Below are 16,542 nucleotides of genomic sequence, written 5' to 3'. Positions count from 1 at the left end.
TGATTTTCTTAATCTAATTTCAGAACCGCCATAAATGCTGATTGTGGAATCTCTACGTTTCCAACCTGACGCATACGTTTTTTACCTTTCTTCTGTTTTTCCAACAACTTACGCTTACGCGAAATATCACCACCATAACATTTTGCAGTTACATCCTTACGCAATGCAGAAATGGTTTCCCTCGCAATGATCTTTGCTCCAATAGAAGCTTGAATACGGATTTCAAACTGCTGTCTCGGTAAAAGTTCCTTCAATTTCTCACAGATCTTCTTACCAAAATCATAAGCATTGCTTCTGTGTATCAATGAAGATAATGCATCCACGGGTTCATCATTCAAACGGATATCCAATTTCACCAAGTCCGATTGTCTATAACCGATTTGATGATAATCGAATGATGCATATCCTTTAGAGATAGTCTTTAACTTATCATAGAAATCAAAAACGATCTCTCCCATTGGCATTTCAAACACCAATTCTACACGATCAGATGTCAAATAAGATTGGTTCACAATCGTACCGCGTTTCTGAATACAAAGGGACATTACAGGACCAACAAACTCAGCCTTTGTAATGATATTTGCTTTAATATAGGGTTCCTCGATACTGTCCAATTTACTTGGATCAGGAAGATCCGAAGGATTGTGGACTACGATCTCCTCATGATTTTTTGACAGGTAAGCTAGGTAAGATACGTTCGGCACAGTAGTAATAACTGTCATATCGAACTCACGTTCCAAGCGTTCTTGGATGATTTCCATGTGCAGCATTCCTAAGAAACCACAACGGAAACCAAAACCTAATGCAGCTGAAGATTCAGGTTCAAACACCAACGAAGCGTCATTTAACTGCAAACGGTGCATTGACTCCCTTAGCTCTTCATAATCTTCCGTATCTACAGGATAGATACCCGCAAATACCATGGGCTTAACTTCCTCAAACCCTTGGATAGCTTGGGCACAAGGACGATCCTTCTTCGTGATGGTATCCCCTACTTTTACCTCTCTAGCTTCTTTGATCCCAGAAATAATATAACCTACATCTCCGGTCTTAATTACTTCCTTAGGCACCTGGTTTAGCTTCAAGGTACCAACCTCATCAGCGATATATTCTTTGCCCGTAGCAACAAACTTTACACGGTCTCCTTTTCTGATCTCACCATTTTCAACTTTGAAATAGGCCATAATCCCTCTGAAAGAGTTGAATACGGAGTCAAAGATCAAGGCTTGTAATGGAGCTTCAGGATCGCCAACCGGCGCAGGGATACGCTCAATGATAGCAGTTAGGATATCAGGAATACCCATTCCGGTTTTACCGGAGGCAGGGATAATTTCTTCTCTCTTTCCACCGATCAATTCAACGATCTGATCTTTTACTTCCTCCGGCATAGCTCCTGGTAAATCCATCTTGTTCAAGATGGGGATAATTTCAAGATCATGCTCTAAGGCTAAGTATAGGTTGGAAATAGTCTGTGCCTGTATACCTTGAGAAGCATCTACGATCAACAAAGCACCTTCACAGGCAGCAATCGATCTAGAAACTTCATATGAAAAATCGACGTGACCCGGGGTGTCAATCAGATTTAACACATACGTTTGTCCATCTTTGGTATACTCCATTTGGATTGCATGGCTCTTAATCGTAATCCCTCTTTCACGTTCCAAGTCCATATTGTCCAACAATTGTGCTTGCGCCTCACGTTGGGTGATGGTATTGGTATACTCTAATAATCTATCGGCCAAAGTACTTTTCCCGTGGTCGATATGTGCGATAATACAAAAATTGCGTATATGCTTCATATAGGTTATTATGCCTTCAATTTAATTCGCAAATATAATTTTTTTAAGTGAGCTTTTTAGCTATTAAAATCATCTATTTCCGAATAATTGAAACATTTACCCCATATTTTTAGCAATACCGGAATTTACTGGGATTAAAGAATTTGCTTTTGACTAGGATTGAGAAGGAAGTATGAAAACCTCTTTCGGGAACAACAGATGGAAACATGTTCCTTTTCCTATTTCACTTTCCACCTCGATTGTAATATGGAGTCGGTCGGCAATCCGCTTTACAATGGTCAGGCCTAAGCCTGTTCCCTCATAACTATTGGCATTGGACATCCGCTTAAAGGAATCATAAATGGTACTCAACTCCTCCTTCGCGATCCCTATACCGTTATCTTGGATGGTATAACGGACAAATTCATGCTTGAGGCTAGAAGAAATGGTTACAACGGGCTTTTCTACTTTTGCACTATATTTAATGGCATTCCCTATTAAATTCTGGAACAATTGGTATACAATACTTCTTTCACCATAAACTGGAAGAATATTACCATATATCACTTCAGTTCCAAGGGCATTATAGCGCAATTGACTGAAGTTCACAATTTGCTTCAGGAATTCTTCCACATACACTGGTTCCATACTGTACTGATAGTCTTTCACCTTAGAAAAATCATGAATACTCTTCAGCAGTTCAGAAATGACTTCCACGGCCTCTTTCGTGTTCTTCAGCATCTTCAGTTTCAGGTCATTTGTCATTTCCGGTCGTTGAAGGAGCATCTGGGTAGAGAGGTTAATTGCTGATAAAGGGTTTTTAAGATCATGGCTCACCGTATGGGCATAGTTATCCAGTGCCCTATTCAGGTCGATCACCTCTTTGTTCAGCTTTACGATTTCTTGAGAAAAATTCTTATTGCTCTGGATGATCAGATTCCTTAACCGCTTAATAAAATAAATCTCATTATCGCGCCAAGGGTCGCAGATCCCAACGGTAGTTTGATGCCAAATATCGAGGACAGGATGTTCTTCCCTTTCAAATGAATCATTCGGTAGGTTCATTTTGATCCTAGATTCGGGTTTGGCTACCCACTTCCTCTTGAACACTTTCTCCTTCCTAAACCAAAGCACACTGCAATTCTCCTCCAACTCAACTTTAAGCGCAGCTAAGCCGACAAATCGTTCTGAATCCAACCCTAACTCTTCACCATGATTTAATATAAACTCAGCATCAAAGAAGATTGAATCCTTTGATACTCTGGAAATAAGTCCTTTAATATCTAATACTTTATCAAAACCAATGGAGATATTGTAGGTATAAAGCTTACCATTAATCAAAATAAGCATAGCATCTGCTTTGGCATAATAGCAGAGCTCTTTATCCAAACTCATTAAAGCTTCAGCAAGGTTATTTTTCAGGATTAACTTTTCCTTCAGCTGAAGCTCAAAATTCCTAATATCATCCTGAAAGTCCTTGATCTTATTCTTTTGTTCCTCTTCATAACGGTAAATAGCCATTTGAATAAAGTACACCATGGCCTCCCGTTTTAAGAGGTTTATTTTCTTTCCCTTTTTACTTTGACAAAAAATATATCCCCAAATCTTTCCATCAATCTGCAAGGATACACTAAGGTTTGAATTGACTCCATCGCGAATGAGATAATTTGCATGGATCGGAGAAATCATCCTGATATTTGTCTGTGATAGATTGGGCTTAAAATTATCTTTAGTTACGATCTTTATGGTTTTACCATTGACCTGAGCGGTATAGCGGTGGAAATTGACCGAATGAATGTTTTTAGCATGCTTAAAAATATCCATATCAGGATAATAACAGCCTAATATTTTTTCCAAGTCTGAATTCTCAATACTTTCCGCCAATACATAGCCATCTCCATCACCGACATATTGAAAAACCCTTACCCGATCAAATCCAGAAATCTTCGAAATATAAGAACTGACTACCTTCCAGATCTTTCCTTTGCTTTCACTTAATAGCTTATCTACAATTTCAAACTTTGGAAAAAAAACATTCGAGTCCTCAAATTTCTTTTCAAACTCTAAATAGATGTTGTTATTGAATAAATAGATATTTAGATAATATGGTTCTCCTTGGATGACCAATTCCAATAAAACCCGTTCATTGGTTTCATTAATAACTTGATCAACCGCAATTTTTATACTGACTACGTATTTCGAAAAATATGCAGTTAATATCTCCCATAAATTAATTCCAAGATAAGTGGAAACAGGATTGCTTAACCAAACATCACAGTTCTCACTACCTGCAATGAGGTTATAGTCTAAATCAACAATCAATAAATAACCGAACTCCTGAATCCCTTCACTGAGATTCAATTGTTCTTCCTCAAGAATAATCCGATTATCCATTTAATTAATTCATAGTTAGTTTGTACTTTTTTCCTGGTTTGGCCAGATGTTTTTCAAACAGCAGTTAAAATTAGAAAAAAGAAATCAAGTTTAAATATATTCAAACTATATTTTTATTGATATTGAGTATCAATAAATAACAACCTTTCAATTCAAACTCCTTAATTGTTTATTTCCAACAGGTTATCGGAAGTATGGAATGAATATGAATTCATTAAATAAAACACTCAAGTTCAAAAGTTCTCATTCCATAAACAATGCTGAAAATCTACCTAATTATTGAATTACTAAATGAATACTCAAAAGAATTCATAGCATTGAATTCTTTGCAGGAGACTATTGCATAATAAAAAAGGAGTTGCCAAAAGACAACTCCCGAATATTTCTAAATGAGGTTGGATTATTCTGCCAAACTAGGCACTTGTACCAATTCACTAGTATCTTTATCGTAATCGATATTATCAAAGTTGAAACCAAATAGTTGGAAGAAATCATTACGGTAACCAACGATATCAGAGATCTCTTCTAAGTTTTCCGTTGTTGCCTGTTCCCAAAGTTTTGCTACCTCTTCTTGAACATCTGCTCTCATTTCAAGATCGTCAACACGGATCCTGCCTTTTTCATCCAAAGGAGTTTCTACATTATTGTATAATCTTTCAGCAAACAATCTTTGCATCTGCTCGATTGTTCCCTCATGGATTCCTTTTTCCTTCATCACTTTATACAATAATGAAATATACAAAGGAACCACTGGAATTGCAGAACTAGATTGTGTAACCAATGCTTTGTTTACAGAAACATATGAGATACCGTGCAAATCTTTCAAAATTTCATTGATGGTTGGAACAGTTCCTTCCAAATCATCTTTAGCACGACCGATTGTACCATTTCTATAGATAGGATAAGTCAATTCAGGGCCGATATAAGAATATGCAACGGTTTTTACGCCTTCTGCTAAGACTCCTGCAGCTTTAAGGTCTTCAATCCAGAATTTCCAATCTTCACCACCCATTACAGCAACAGTATTTTTGATATCATCATCTGAATCAACTGGTTGAATACTGATATCTGAAACAACACCAGAATGGAAATCAACTGTTTTATTGGTAAATGCCTGATCGATTGGCTTTAATACTGAAGCATGTTGAACTCCAGTTTTTGGATGTGTACGACGTGGGGATGCCAGAGAATAGACAACCAAGTCAACCTGTCCAAGATCTTTTTTGATTAATTCAATGGTTTGCGCTTTGATCTCATCCGAGAAAGCATCGCCATTGATACTTTTTGCATATAAGCCAGCAGCATGAGCTTCTTTCTCAAAAGCAGCGCTATTGTACCAACCTGCAGTACCTAATTTGCCTTCAGATGCTGGTTTTTCAAAAAACACTCCGATAGTTGCTGCTCCTGAACCGAATGCAGCACTGATGCGTGAAGCAATCCCAAATCCGGTAGATGCACCGATTACCAATACCTTTTTAGGCCCGTTTTTAATCTCGCCTTTAGATTTTACGTAATCGATTTGGTTTTTGATATTCTCTGCCGCTCCTTCTGGATGCGCTGTCAAGCAGATAAAACCTCTAGTTCTTGGTTGAATAATCATATTGCTAAATTCTCAATTTGAATAATTTTTACAAAAGTAGTTAATTTTTCAAGTAAACTGCCCCAAAATATCCCCCTTTAATCCTTTTGTGGACCTTGCAACCTAATGCTCAGAAGGTTAATGGCACTCGTTACTGTTTTTTTATGAAATCTTGATAGAGTAAGTTAATAACTTCTTTCGACATTACAATATCTTCATTTCGATCAATCGTTGGAATGCAACCATTGGTTATCACAACAAAACCGAACTTTTTCTTAGGCTCAAAAAACATGTTGCTATAAAGGCCATAGGCCGATCCTGTATGTCCGATCATATGTTCCCCAGGAATTAATTGATAGGTTTCCAATAATGCTAAGCCATAATTTTCCTTTGGAGATAAGCCCTTTTGCATTTTTTGCGAACTTGCTTTGCTGATGATTCGCTTCTTACCTAATTTCCCATAGTTCATATGCATCTGCATATATTTCCCTAGATCATGTGCCGAGATCTTCATTCCCCCAGTTGGTGAAAAAACAGGTGTACTCACTCCCATCTTATAATTCCTGATCTCCTCAGATCTTGGATAGTAAGCAGCACTTTGTTCATCATATTCACCATCTATTTTATCATACAATTTTGCAAATCGACTTTGGTCCAATGAGTCTACGCAATATCCCGCATCCAATTTTAATGGATTCAGTATTTGTTGTTTGATATAGTTATCAAATCGAATTTCAGTTAATCTCTCCAATACCGCCCCAATGATATTGAAGTTCAAGTTACAGTATTCATAATCGGTTCCTGGTTCATAACTGTTATAGGATTTCTCCCATTCTTTGTTCTTTGTGGTATCTAGAACATCAAAAGTAAAATAACCATTATAATCATTTAAACTGGAACGATGTGATAGCATCATTTCCAATGTTATTTTGGTGTCCGGAAATTTAGGATTTCTTATTTTAAATCCAGCCAGATCACTGATATCATCATCTAACGAAACCTTTCCTTGTTCTACAAGTTGCATAATTGCCGTAGAACTGAACGATTTGGAAATAGATGCAATCCTGAATAGATCATTTGTGGTTAATGGAGCTTTTGTTTCTAGGTCCTTATAGCCAAAAGCCTTTTCATAAACAGGTTTTCCATTTTTTACAACCACAATGGCCAAGCCTACGGCATCATATTTATCCGTTATTTTTTTAAGGTCAGATTCAAATGAAGCACTTTGCGCCATGGCGCCAGTGCTCATAGAGACCGCAGCAAATAGACAAAATAGGCTCTTGAACCTTTTTAGATTTATTTTCATAGTAGATTATATTATTGTTAGTAGATATTTTAAGCCAAATGCGACCAACATACCAAGTCCAAAACTTAACAAAGTTCCGATCAGTACATACTCCGTAAATTTTGTATCCTTCGCATTCGTTAGGTCCCCGAACCTAAATATTGATTTAGCTGCCAGCAAAAACCCAATCCCCTCATTCAAGCCAAGCAGCACAAAGCCCAATATCATTGCTCTTTCCAAGATTCCAATAATGGTCCCGGCATCAAATAAGGTTTCTTTTCGCTTACTGTTGAACTCAACTTCCTTATTCCACTTGCTGAAAAACACACGGATCACAATTGGTATTACAAATACGATCAACAATATGGCTATGGTATAGAGCAGCACATGGTTCCAGTTCATATTTGTTAAAATATCCTGGAAGGCAGCCATATTATTAAAATAATAGACAGCAAAAATACTCGCTATATGCAAGGCTTGGTCTACCAGGAAAATTCGGACAGGATTCGAGGGCCATTTTTGTTCCCAACCTATTTTTAGGCTGTCGATAGCTAAATGTGCCGCAACCAGGAAAAGGATACTTTGCCATTTATTGCCCAGATCATTGATAAAAAATAATATCAATAGACCTGCATGCACCGCAACATGATAAAACAAATATTGAATATGTGTCCTACGTTTATCAACCCACGATTTCGGCTGAAAAACAAAATCCCCTAAAATGTGGGATATCAACATTTTAAGCAGATCAATTAACATAGGCCTTTAAATCTTTTGTGCAATAATCGATTACTTGGTTCATCTTGGAATAATTCGCTTTACTAAGTTCTGTACTCACTTGGCTCTGGTGCTTTCTCCCGATGATCTTCGTCAATTCAGTCTGGTTGGCATTGGGATAGTCCATTGCTGCCTGAACTGTTTCAGCCATATTGGGAGTCCATTGGTCCGTTAAGCGGGTTGTCAAAGTTAATATTAAATTCAAGCGCTCATCCAGATCCTTCCATTGCGATTTGAATTCCAAACTTTCCTTAGTCAGGCTATCCAAGGATTGACCTGAAAAAACAAAAGCCTCTCCGCTCGACTTCTTTATATCTTTATCAATGAAATCAACCTTCCCCACTCCTATTCCTATTCGGATATCCATTCCTTCCAATTGCCTCATTTCTGACTTTAAATAAAATATCGCTTGAAAGCAGGCCTCAATAGGCACTTCGGCCTGAAAACTATCCCCACGAAAAATATCATAGGTCAGTGCATGTTTCTTGATGCCCCGCTCTAACCTCGGAAGCCATTCTTTCGCATCATGCGACCTTGAATGCACTACATCTCCTGTTAATATGACATGGTAACTCATGGCTGTCTTTTTATTAATCATCCAATATAATGATATTTCTTATTATCATCAAAATAAATGATAAACAAATTTATCATTAAAAATGATGATATTTTTAATTATCACTGAAATAAATGATAATTTTATTTATCAGCTCATTGGATAATAAATTATTGACCCTAGGGCAAAACGTAGATTAAACAATTATTTATTAAATTGTGTTCAACAAAATAAAGCTTATGGGAAACTATGCAAAAAGGCTAACGGCAAAAAGCAATTTCAAACTAAATGAACATCCCACCAGTATAAAAGATGAGATAACAAAGGATGACGCAAAGCTTGAATTAAAGGAATTAAGAAAGAAAATAGCTGCTCTTCAGGACAAAATGTATGCAGATGACCGATATTCAGTTTTAATTTGTCTGCAAGGGATGGATACTTCTGGTAAAGATTCCTTGATTCGAGAAGTCTTCAAGGAAATGAATGTACGCGGGGTAGTTGTTGAAAGCTTCAAAACACCAACAGAAATCGAACTACAACATGATTATTTATGGCGACACGAAATCAAGTTGCCAGAAAAAGGGAAATTCACGGTATTCAATCGGACCCATTACGAAAATGTATTGGTAACAAGGGTACACCCTGAATACCTTCTGAACGAAAGGATTCCTCATATCACTGATCCTCAAAATTTACCAGATGATTTTTGGGAAATGCGCTTCCAGCAAATCAACAACTTTGAAGAACGATTGACACAAAATGGTATGATTGTCTTCAAGTTCTTTTTGAATGTCAGCAAGGAGGAACAACGTGACAGACTTCTGAGCCGATTGGAGGAAGAAGAAAAAAACTGGAAATTCTCTCCTGGAGACTTAAAGGAAAGAGCACTGTGGAGTAAATATATGGAATGCTATGAGGATGCCATCAAGAATACCAGCAAAAAACATGCACCTTGGTATGTTATTCCTTCAGATTCTAAACCAATCAGTAGATTCTTGGTCGCAAAGATTATTTACGAAGTACTTTCAACATATAAGGATATCAAATATCCTGATATGCCAGAAGAGATCGAAGAACACAAGAAAAAATATAAAGAACAGTTGGAAGCCGAATAGCTTCCAACCGTTTATCTAAAAGACGACATTGGAAAGACCGCCATCCAATGGAATGGAGGCCCCAGTCAAGAAGTTGGCATAAGGAGAAGCTAAGAAAGCTGCTAAATAACCATATTCTTCCGGTTTACCCAATCGTTTGATGGGCATACTTTCAATCCGTCGCTTTTCAATCGTCTCTAAGGAAACTCCCTCATTTTTTGCCTGATTATTCATCAGGTCATAAAGTCTATCCGTTGCAAAATAACCTGTCAAAATGGAATTGACTGTAATTCCATCTGCAGCAACCGCTTTTGAAAGTGATTTACTCCAACTGACTAAGGCGACCCGCATCGTATTGGAAAGCACTAGGCTATCCTGAGGTTCTTTCACGGTCAGGGAGGAAACATTGATAATACGTCCAAAACCTGAAGAACGCATACCTTTCAAGGCTAATTCAGAGGTATAAACAGCGTTTTTGAACAACAGATCAAAGGCCTGCTGATAATCTCCGATATTTTTATGGGAGACATCTCCTGCTGCTGGTCCATTGGTATTGTTCACCAGGATATCTACCTGATGCGCATTAAAATAAGCCGATAAATTGGCTTGGTGCTGCTCAAAGTCCATAAAGTCGGTTTGCAGATAACCATGTTTCTGGCCATTTACCGCCGAAAGTTCCATCAAAACTTCCTTTAACTTATCCTCATTCCTGGACATCAGGGTGACTTCAGCTCCACATGCCGCCAATTCCATGGCAATTGCTTTCCCGATTCCCGAAGTAGCACCACCAACTAAGGCCTTTTTACCTGTTAAATCAATTTGCATATCAAAATTTTTGAAAGCCTAAATATAGCCATTCAATAAGAAAAACCGACCCAGTGAATAGGAATTAATCGCCTTCATATTTAGGATAGCCTTCTTCATCCAAATCATCGCGCTCATCTTCAGCATCTCTCGACAGCTCTTCATCTTCTCTGGATACTCGTACAATGCTCTCCCCTTCGACATGCATATTGTTATCCTCTAGATTTTCCTCCTGAAGTTCATCTAATGGGGCATATTCTTCACCTACATAGGGATTCGAAGAGTCATAAGTAGAGTCATCATCCGCAGCGCCTTCGCTGATGCTATCATAGTCCGAAGGGTGGTCCCAATCTGGATCATTATCATTGACATCAAATTCGTAGGAGGCATCTTCTTTATTATAGGCCAAGTCCTTTGGATCTTTAGGTCCTTGGTCATCATCATTCACCTTATTTTGTTTTTTGTTTTCTTCTGAATTCATAATAAATATTTATTTAAAACCTATCCTTAAAACCAACCAAACTTCCCAATTGTTTGCATAAACATCATAAGATTAACGACTTTGTGACGTTGTATTAAAAGAGATAATTAGTTATATTTACCTTTAACAATTTATAAACTTCTATTATGCAAACTAAAACTGAGTACCTAATTTGGGACAAAATCGTCTCAAGTGCGAAAAGTCGTTTTGATGCTGATTTATATGCCAATAAATTCAGAAATATGAATCCAGAATTGTTTGATAAACTGATCCTACATATCATTGTTGGATTTGCTTCTGGAGAAGATCATGATAGTATTTCAACCAACCTACACAACGAACTGGAACATTTAGGGATTGATGTCCGTGAGGGCGTCATCGACACCATTGTATCGGATAAACATGTCACCTTTTCGTGTGAAATCTATGCGGCTTACCTTACTTTTTCCATGCTGGAAGATGGAGCCTTGGAAGTTGAAGTATTGGGTTATGTTACCGACCTGCTGGAAAACCCTCATATTTATTAGGATAGCAATTTTCAATGCCTTCGGTTGAATTCCGATAAACCCCGTTTATCATCCGTACTAGCTGTATCAATTTTCCTGTTTTTTATGTAACTTCGCAGTTATATGGAAACCGTTGTTAGTGGTATTAGAAGTACCGGAAAATTACACCTTGGAAATTATTATGGGGCATTGAAAAATTTCGTCAAAATGCAAGACGAATACAATTGCTTCTTTTTTATTGCAGATTTACACTCTTTAACGACTCATCCTACTCCACATGGCCTCAAAGAAACTGTACGCAATGTGGTGGTAGAATACCTTGCCGCTGGATTAGACCCCGAAAAATCAACTATATACGTTCAATCTGATGTACCTGAAGTTGCTGAACTCTATCTATACATGAATATGAACGCCTATTTAGGTGAACTGGAAAGATCTACAGCATTTAAGGATAAGGTTAGAGCAAACCCTAATAATGTCAATGCAGGTCTATTGACATATCCTGTCCTTATGGCCTGTGATATCTTGATCCACCACGGAACTAAAGTGCCTGTAGGAAAAGATCAAGAACAACATCTGGAAATGACCAGGACCTTTTCAAACAGGTTCAACCGTCTGTATGAGGTAGATTATTTCAAAGAAGCATTTGCATTCAGTTATGCAGACAAGCTCATCAAGATCCCAGGACTATCTGGCCAAGGTAAAATGGGAAAATCAAACGGTGAAGCCGATTGTATCTATCTTTCCGACGCCGAGGAAGTAATCCGTAAAAAGATTATGCGTGCGGTAACCGATGCTGGTCCTACGGAACAGAACCAAGTAAAACCTGAAGCTGTACAAAACCTCTTCGATTTGATGAATGTCGTATCTACTGCTGATACCGTTCAACACTTCGATGGATTATATAATAAAGCCGAAATCCGCTACGGTGATTTCAAAAAACAACTTGCTGAAGATATGGTAAATGCCACCAGTGAAGTGAGAGCACGAATCCAAGAAATCAGTGAGGATGATGCTTACATTGCCAAAGTCATAAAAATGGGCGCTGAAAAAGCCCAGGCAAGTGCCCAAAAAACAATGAAAGAAGTTCGTGAAATTATCGGTTTAAAAAAATTGTATTAGAATATGCATATAGCAATTGTTGGAAATATTGGAGCTGGTAAAACAACCTTAACAGAATTACTTGCCAAACACCTTAACTTTGAGCCTCAATTTGAAGCCGTAGAGAATAACCCTTACCTAGAGGATTTCTATAGCGATATGAAACGATGGGCCTTTAACCTGCAGATTTTCTTCCTAAATTCTAGATTCCGCCATATTGTGGATCTACAGAATAGAGAGATCAACATGATCCAAGATAGGACCATCTATGAGGATGCTTACATCTTTGCAGAAAACTTATATGATATGGGCTTGATGAGTGCCCGCGATTTTGAAAACTATTCCGATATTTTTCAAAGCATTGTTAACTACATCAAACCACCAGATCTTTTGATCTACCTTCGTGCATCCGTACCTACTTTGGTAAACAATATCCAAAAAAGAGGCCGTGACTACGAATCTGGAATACGTTTGGATTATCTTTCTAAGCTGAACGAGAAATACGAAAAATGGATCAATAATTATTCTGAAGGAAAACTATTGATTCTAGATAAGGATAATCTGGATTTTGCCAATAATCAGGAAGATCTCGGAAAAATTATCCAAAAAATAGAAGCCGAACTCTTCGGTTTATTTTAAGAACTAAAAAGCCGATATTCTTCGGCTTTTCTTATTTTTAATCTATGAAAGTAATTGGAATAATACCTGCTCGATACGATTCAACAAGATTTCCCGGAAAACCGCTGGTGGATATCGCCGGAATGACCATGATCCAGCGTGTTTACAACCAAGTAAAACATGCCGCCTCACTCAGCGAAGTTGTTGTCGCTACGGATGACCAAAGGATATTCGACCATGTGAAAAGTTTTGCGGGCAATGTCGTCATGACTAAAAAAGAACACCAATCTGGTACTGATCGTTGTGCTGAGGTCATCAATAACATCTCGGGTTTTGATATCGCCATCAATATTCAAGGTGATGAACCTTTTATTGATCCTCAACAGATTGATTTACTGGTTTCCTGCTTCCAAAGACCTGAAGTAGAAATTGCAACCCTTGTCCGTCCGATTCAAGAACTTACGGATCTGGAAAATGTAAATAAGCCGAAGGTGGTATTAAACCAAAAAAGCGAAGCATTGTATTTCTCTAGGCAGGCAATCCCCTATATGAGAGGTGCTGACATCAAAGAATGGCTCTCCAAAGAAACCTATTACAATCATATTGGCATCTATGGTTTTAAGGTTGAAACTTTAAAGGAATTAGCCAGGTTACCTATATCTAAACTTGAAACGACAGAATCTTTGGAACAGCTCCGCTGGTTAGATAATGGCTACAGGATCCAAACTGCGGTATCTACCCATATTAACGATGCCATCGATAGCCCCGAAGATCTACAGGATATCCTCAAAAAATATTTCAGCAAATAATAAAAAATAAGGTCAAGATTTATTCTTGACCTTTATCCTAAATCTCTATTCCTCCTGCCCTTTCTATTAGATCAGAAGTATAAAATTCCTTTAATAACTAACTTCGGGCATATTAGCCAACAATTCCTGATAGTCCTGTAATTTAATCTTATTCATTTCGTCAACAACCAGGTCCAACGAATTAATTTGCTCCCTAGTCCTTATCCCGAGTACACTGCAGGCTACAGGATGATGTAATAATGGATATTTTAAAGCAAGTGCCAAATTATTCACACCTAATTTATTTGCTATCTCTGATATTTCACGTTGGATCTCCAGAACTTCATGAACGGAATAGCTCAAGTATTTCTGGGCAGCTTTTTTTAACAATAACCCTTGGGCAACAGTACCACGAGCTAATACAGAAATTCCACTATCCGCAAGTTCCTGAAAATACGCCTCTGGCCTCCGATCAAAGATACTGTACTGCATCATATCGGAAACAATATGGCTATTCTTGGCATAATTTAGGAACACCTTTGGTCTAATGGATGAAATACCGTAATAGCGGATCTTTCCCTGCTGAACCAATAATTCGAAGGCTTCAACTATTTCATCAAATGGATCCTCAATGGTACCTCCATGTAATTGATAAAGATCGAGGTAATCAGTCCTTAGACGACTTAAAGATTCATCAACAGATTTTAAGATATAGGCCTTACTTGGCGCCCAATCCCAGCCACTTCCATCCTCTTTCCACTTATTCCCGACTTTAGATGCTAAAATCCATTTATCACGATTTCCTTCAAGCAACCTGCCTATCAATTCCTCATTCTTCCCTTTGTCATAAAGGTCCGATGTATCGAGGTAATTGATACCAAGCTCTTGCGCATGCTTGATAATATAAGAATTCGTTCCATCATGACCTTGCACCAACGACATCGCGCCAAGTCCAATTTCAGATATCTTTAATTCCGATTTACCTAAGTTATTATATTGCATTCTCATTTGGGGATTTTATATCCAATAGTTCCACATCAAAGATCAAGGTACTGTATGGAGGAATTGGACCACTGCCACGTTCTCCATAGCCTAAATTATAAGGAATGAAAAATCTATATTTTGCTCCTTTTTTCATCAAGGGGATACCGATTTTCCATCCTTCGATTACATTATCCAATTCAAGGTCCAATGGCTCACCACGTTCATAGGAATTATCAAAGGTTTCTCCAGTATGGACCTTTCCAATATAATGAACCTTTACCGTATCGGTCAATGAAGGGTTCAATCCTGTTCCCTCTTTTAGGACTTCATATTGCACTCCCTCAGGAGTCACCTTTACTCCAACTTTGCTTTTATTTTTTGTCAAGAATTCTTCCGCAGATTTCTTTAATCCTGCACTCTTTTCGTCCTGGATCTTCTGTAATCCATCACGGATTATCTGCTCTCGGTCTTCATCCTTAAATAATGGATCCTTACCTTCCAGCACATTTCCTATTGCTTGTAACAATTTCGCCTTATTGATAGGCAGATCCATCCTTTTGATATATGATCCTAAGTCTTGGCCTAAAGCATAAGACAAAGAATCATTGGCATTTGATAAGGCCTGTGCCTGACTTTGCGAACTTATTGCTAAACAAAAAAAGATTCCTAAAATGTACTTCATTATGGTTTATGGTTTTTTATTATTTTATCGATTATCTCTGCCGTACAGTCTTGGTAATCCACGTTTACCTTAGATTTTGCATTTAACCAAGATTCAATGTCCAACTCAGATTTCTTCTTTAGACTTTTGATCACAGGTACGCCAATTTCCTCCAGAGATGCTGCATTTAAATGTTGCTCATATTGGTTCTTCATTGGAATTACCAATAATTTCTTCCCTAAATATAGGGCTTCCGCAGGAGTTTCAAATCCTGCACCACATAAAACGCCTGAAGATTCTGCCATACTCTGTACAAAAGCATCCGAATTGATAGGATTGATGGACACATTCTTTAGTCTAAATGGCTTCTTGTTATGTTTCGAAAAAACCTCCCATTTTACATCCGTAAAACGTGATAGGTGCTTTAATAAATGGGAATCATCATAAGAAGGTAAATATACCGTATAATGCCCAAGATCCTTAGGTTCCAATTCTCTTACTGACTGCCTGATTACTGGAGTGAAGATATGGGATGCATAGGACTTAAAGTGAAAACCATAGGAAATATTCGATGGAGCATAATTCTTCATGATGAATTTCCCCAACATGTCCGATTCCTCAGGTTTAGGACTTGAAGGATCAAAAGCACCAATCTGATGACTTAGTCCAATACAGTTCTTATCCTTAAAATAACATCCCCAAGCAGAAATGGGTTCAAAATCATTGATTACCAAATCATAGTCTTCCACTGGAACAGAATTCACTTCCTTGACAAATTTCCGGACCGTTGAACTCATAAAGGTCTTCCAAAGGTCTACACCACCAGACTTGCCAAAAATAAAGCTCAATCCATGGTATCGATATTTGACTTCAAATGGCAAATCGATATCGGCTTGTATGCCACTGATTAGAACATCGACCTGACCGTATTCCCGAAGACATGGAATAATATCGATAGCTCGACATAAATGCCCATTTCCAGTCCCTTGAACAGCATATAATATTTTCATCGAATCAGTATTTGACTTCAGCAAAGTAACAAATTTCAGTTAACATGTTTCGACAAAATCTTATATATCTTAACTTAAAATTATTATATTTCGATAAATCTCTACTAACCAACATGAAACAATGTT

At 37.7% G+C, this 16,542-nt stretch carries 16 protein-coding genes; 5 read left to right on the top strand and 11 right to left on the bottom strand.

Annotated elements, in window-relative coordinates; genetic code table 11:
• Positions 1-8: 8 nt before the first annotated feature.
• The 6 genes from lepA to ACWICE_RS16270 all read right to left on the bottom strand — a co-directional run bounded on the left by lepA (position 9) and on the right by ACWICE_RS16270 (position 8,411).
• Complete coding sequence (lepA, locus tag ACWICE_RS16295; protein ID WP_185214386.1) at positions 9-1,799, bottom strand: translation elongation factor 4; 1,791 nt, start codon at positions 1,797-1,799, stop codon at positions 9-11.
• 153 nt (positions 1,800-1,952) lie between these two features.
• Entirely contained in the window at positions 1,953-4,172 is a 2,220-nt protein-coding gene (locus tag ACWICE_RS16290) for an ATP-binding protein (RefSeq protein ID WP_454298794.1), read from the bottom strand.
• 400 nt (positions 4,173-4,572) lie between these two features.
• A complete protein-coding gene (gene fabV / locus ACWICE_RS16285) occupies positions 4,573-5,772 on the bottom strand; it encodes an enoyl-ACP reductase FabV (RefSeq protein ID WP_185214384.1) in 1,200 nt (399 codons plus the stop codon).
• Between the two features lie 130 nt (positions 5,773-5,902).
• Positions 5,903-7,057: a serine hydrolase domain-containing protein gene (locus tag ACWICE_RS16280; protein ID WP_313259120.1), complete on the bottom strand. Its 1,155-nt coding sequence runs from the start codon at positions 7,055-7,057 to the stop codon at positions 5,903-5,905.
• A 6-nt stretch (positions 7,058-7,063) separates the two neighbouring features.
• Complete coding sequence (locus ACWICE_RS16275; protein ID WP_237219460.1) at positions 7,064-7,774, bottom strand: DUF3307 domain-containing protein; 711 nt, start codon at positions 7,772-7,774, stop codon at positions 7,064-7,066.
• Positions 7,775-7,784: 10 nt separating this feature from the next.
• Complete coding sequence (locus ACWICE_RS16270) at positions 7,785-8,411, bottom strand: hypothetical protein (protein WP_185214382.1); 627 nt, start codon at positions 8,409-8,411, stop codon at positions 7,785-7,787.
• 197 nt (positions 8,412-8,608) lie between these two features.
• Here ACWICE_RS16270 and ACWICE_RS16265 point away from each other — a divergent pair, with 197 nt between their 5' ends.
• The gene (locus ACWICE_RS16265) at positions 8,609-9,484 is read left to right on the top strand and encodes a PPK2 family polyphosphate kinase (protein WP_185216226.1); all 876 of its coding nucleotides are present in this window, start codon (positions 8,609-8,611) and stop codon (positions 9,482-9,484) included.
• 15 nt (positions 9,485-9,499) lie between these two features.
• Here ACWICE_RS16265 and ACWICE_RS16260 read toward each other — a convergent pair whose 3' ends face one another.
• Together ACWICE_RS16260 and ACWICE_RS16255 are read right to left on the bottom strand one after the other, a co-directional pair.
• Positions 9,500-10,288 carry an SDR family oxidoreductase gene (locus ACWICE_RS16260; protein ID WP_185216225.1) on the bottom strand — a complete coding sequence of 263 codons (789 nt, stop codon included), beginning with the start codon at positions 10,286-10,288 and terminating at the stop codon, positions 9,500-9,502.
• 64 nt (positions 10,289-10,352) lie between these two features.
• Positions 10,353-10,748 carry a hypothetical protein gene (locus ACWICE_RS16255; RefSeq protein WP_454298793.1) on the bottom strand — a complete coding sequence of 132 codons (396 nt, stop codon included), beginning with the start codon at positions 10,746-10,748 and terminating at the stop codon, positions 10,353-10,355.
• A 146-nt stretch (positions 10,749-10,894) separates the two neighbouring features.
• Here ACWICE_RS16255 and ACWICE_RS16250 point away from each other — a divergent pair, with 146 nt between their 5' ends.
• The 4 genes from ACWICE_RS16250 to kdsB all read left to right on the top strand — a co-directional run bounded on the left by ACWICE_RS16250 (position 10,895) and on the right by kdsB (position 13,782).
• Positions 10,895-11,275 carry a hypothetical protein gene (locus ACWICE_RS16250; protein WP_185214378.1) on the top strand — a complete coding sequence of 127 codons (381 nt, stop codon included), beginning with the start codon at positions 10,895-10,897 and terminating at the stop codon, positions 11,273-11,275.
• A 102-nt stretch (positions 11,276-11,377) separates the two neighbouring features.
• Positions 11,378-12,376, top strand: a complete 999-nt coding sequence (gene trpS / locus ACWICE_RS16245) for a tryptophan--tRNA ligase (protein ID WP_454298792.1) — start codon at positions 11,378-11,380, stop codon at positions 12,374-12,376.
• A 3-nt stretch (positions 12,377-12,379) separates the two neighbouring features.
• Positions 12,380-12,994, top strand: coding sequence for a deoxynucleoside kinase (locus ACWICE_RS16240; RefSeq protein WP_094256336.1), 615 nt, complete (start codon positions 12,380-12,382; stop codon positions 12,992-12,994).
• A 44-nt stretch (positions 12,995-13,038) separates the two neighbouring features.
• Entirely contained in the window at positions 13,039-13,782 is a 744-nt protein-coding gene (kdsB, locus tag ACWICE_RS16235; RefSeq protein WP_454298791.1) for a 3-deoxy-manno-octulosonate cytidylyltransferase, read from the top strand.
• A 90-nt stretch (positions 13,783-13,872) separates the two neighbouring features.
• Here the strand turns inward: kdsB and ACWICE_RS16230 are convergent, their stop codons facing one another.
• From ACWICE_RS16230 to ACWICE_RS16220, 3 genes are read right to left on the bottom strand one after another with little or no spacing between them, the layout of a single operon-like run.
• Complete coding sequence (locus ACWICE_RS16230; protein ID WP_454291127.1) at positions 13,873-14,769, bottom strand: aldo/keto reductase; 897 nt, start codon at positions 14,767-14,769, stop codon at positions 13,873-13,875.
• Positions 14,753-15,427 (bottom strand): FKBP-type peptidyl-prolyl cis-trans isomerase, encoded by a 675-nt coding sequence (locus ACWICE_RS16225; protein WP_454298790.1) that lies wholly within the window; start codon positions 15,425-15,427, stop codon positions 14,753-14,755. The genes ACWICE_RS16230 and ACWICE_RS16225 overlap by 17 nt, the downstream gene beginning before the upstream one ends.
• Complete coding sequence (locus tag ACWICE_RS16220) at positions 15,427-16,416, bottom strand: glycosyltransferase family protein (protein WP_454298789.1); 990 nt, start codon at positions 16,414-16,416, stop codon at positions 15,427-15,429. Before ACWICE_RS16220 ends, ACWICE_RS16225 begins: the two co-directional genes overlap by 1 nt.
• Between the last annotated feature and the right edge of the window lie 126 nt (positions 16,417-16,542).

The sequence above is a fragment of the Sphingobacterium sp. NPDC055346 genome (assembly GCF_053645235.1).
Note: the sequence above shows the minus strand (reverse complement) of the source record. Positions and strands in the feature narration are given on the sequence as shown.

Excerpts from the sequence above, each read along its gene's own strand:
- lepA (WP_185214386.1), bottom strand. The coding sequence starts at position 1,799 with ATGAAGCATATACGCAATTTTTGTATTATCGCACATATCGACCACGGG.
- ACWICE_RS16290 (WP_454298794.1), bottom strand. The coding sequence starts at position 4,172 with ATGGATAATCGGATTATTCTTGAGGAAGAACAATTGAATCTCAGTGAA.
- fabV (WP_185214384.1), bottom strand. The coding sequence starts at position 5,772 with ATGATTATTCAACCAAGAACTAGAGGTTTTATCTGCTTGACAGCGCAT.
- ACWICE_RS16280 (WP_313259120.1), bottom strand. The coding sequence starts at position 7,057 with ATGAAAATAAATCTAAAAAGGTTCAAGAGCCTATTTTGTCTATTTGCT.
- ACWICE_RS16275 (WP_237219460.1), bottom strand. The coding sequence starts at position 7,774 with ATGTTGATATCCCACATTTTAGGGGATTTTGTTTTTCAGCCGAAATCG.
- ACWICE_RS16270 (WP_185214382.1), bottom strand. The coding sequence starts at position 8,411 with ATGATTAATAAAAAGACAGCCATGAGTTACCATGTCATATTAACAGGA.
- ACWICE_RS16265 (WP_185216226.1), top strand. The coding sequence starts at position 8,609 with ATGGGAAACTATGCAAAAAGGCTAACGGCAAAAAGCAATTTCAAACTA.
- ACWICE_RS16260 (WP_185216225.1), bottom strand. The coding sequence starts at position 10,288 with ATGCAAATTGATTTAACAGGTAAAAAGGCCTTAGTTGGTGGTGCTACT.
- ACWICE_RS16255 (WP_454298793.1), bottom strand. The coding sequence starts at position 10,748 with ATGAATTCAGAAGAAAACAAAAAACAAAATAAGGTGAATGATGATGAC.
- ACWICE_RS16250 (WP_185214378.1), top strand. The coding sequence starts at position 10,895 with ATGCAAACTAAAACTGAGTACCTAATTTGGGACAAAATCGTCTCAAGT.
- trpS (WP_454298792.1), top strand. The coding sequence starts at position 11,378 with ATGGAAACCGTTGTTAGTGGTATTAGAAGTACCGGAAAATTACACCTT.
- ACWICE_RS16240 (WP_094256336.1), top strand. The coding sequence starts at position 12,380 with ATGCATATAGCAATTGTTGGAAATATTGGAGCTGGTAAAACAACCTTA.
- kdsB (WP_454298791.1), top strand. The coding sequence starts at position 13,039 with ATGAAAGTAATTGGAATAATACCTGCTCGATACGATTCAACAAGATTT.
- ACWICE_RS16230 (WP_454291127.1), bottom strand. The coding sequence starts at position 14,769 with ATGAGAATGCAATATAATAACTTAGGTAAATCGGAATTAAAGATATCT.
- ACWICE_RS16225 (WP_454298790.1), bottom strand. The coding sequence starts at position 15,427 with ATGAAGTACATTTTAGGAATCTTTTTTTGTTTAGCAATAAGTTCGCAA.
- ACWICE_RS16220 (WP_454298789.1), bottom strand. The coding sequence starts at position 16,416 with ATGAAAATATTATATGCTGTTCAAGGGACTGGAAATGGGCATTTATGT.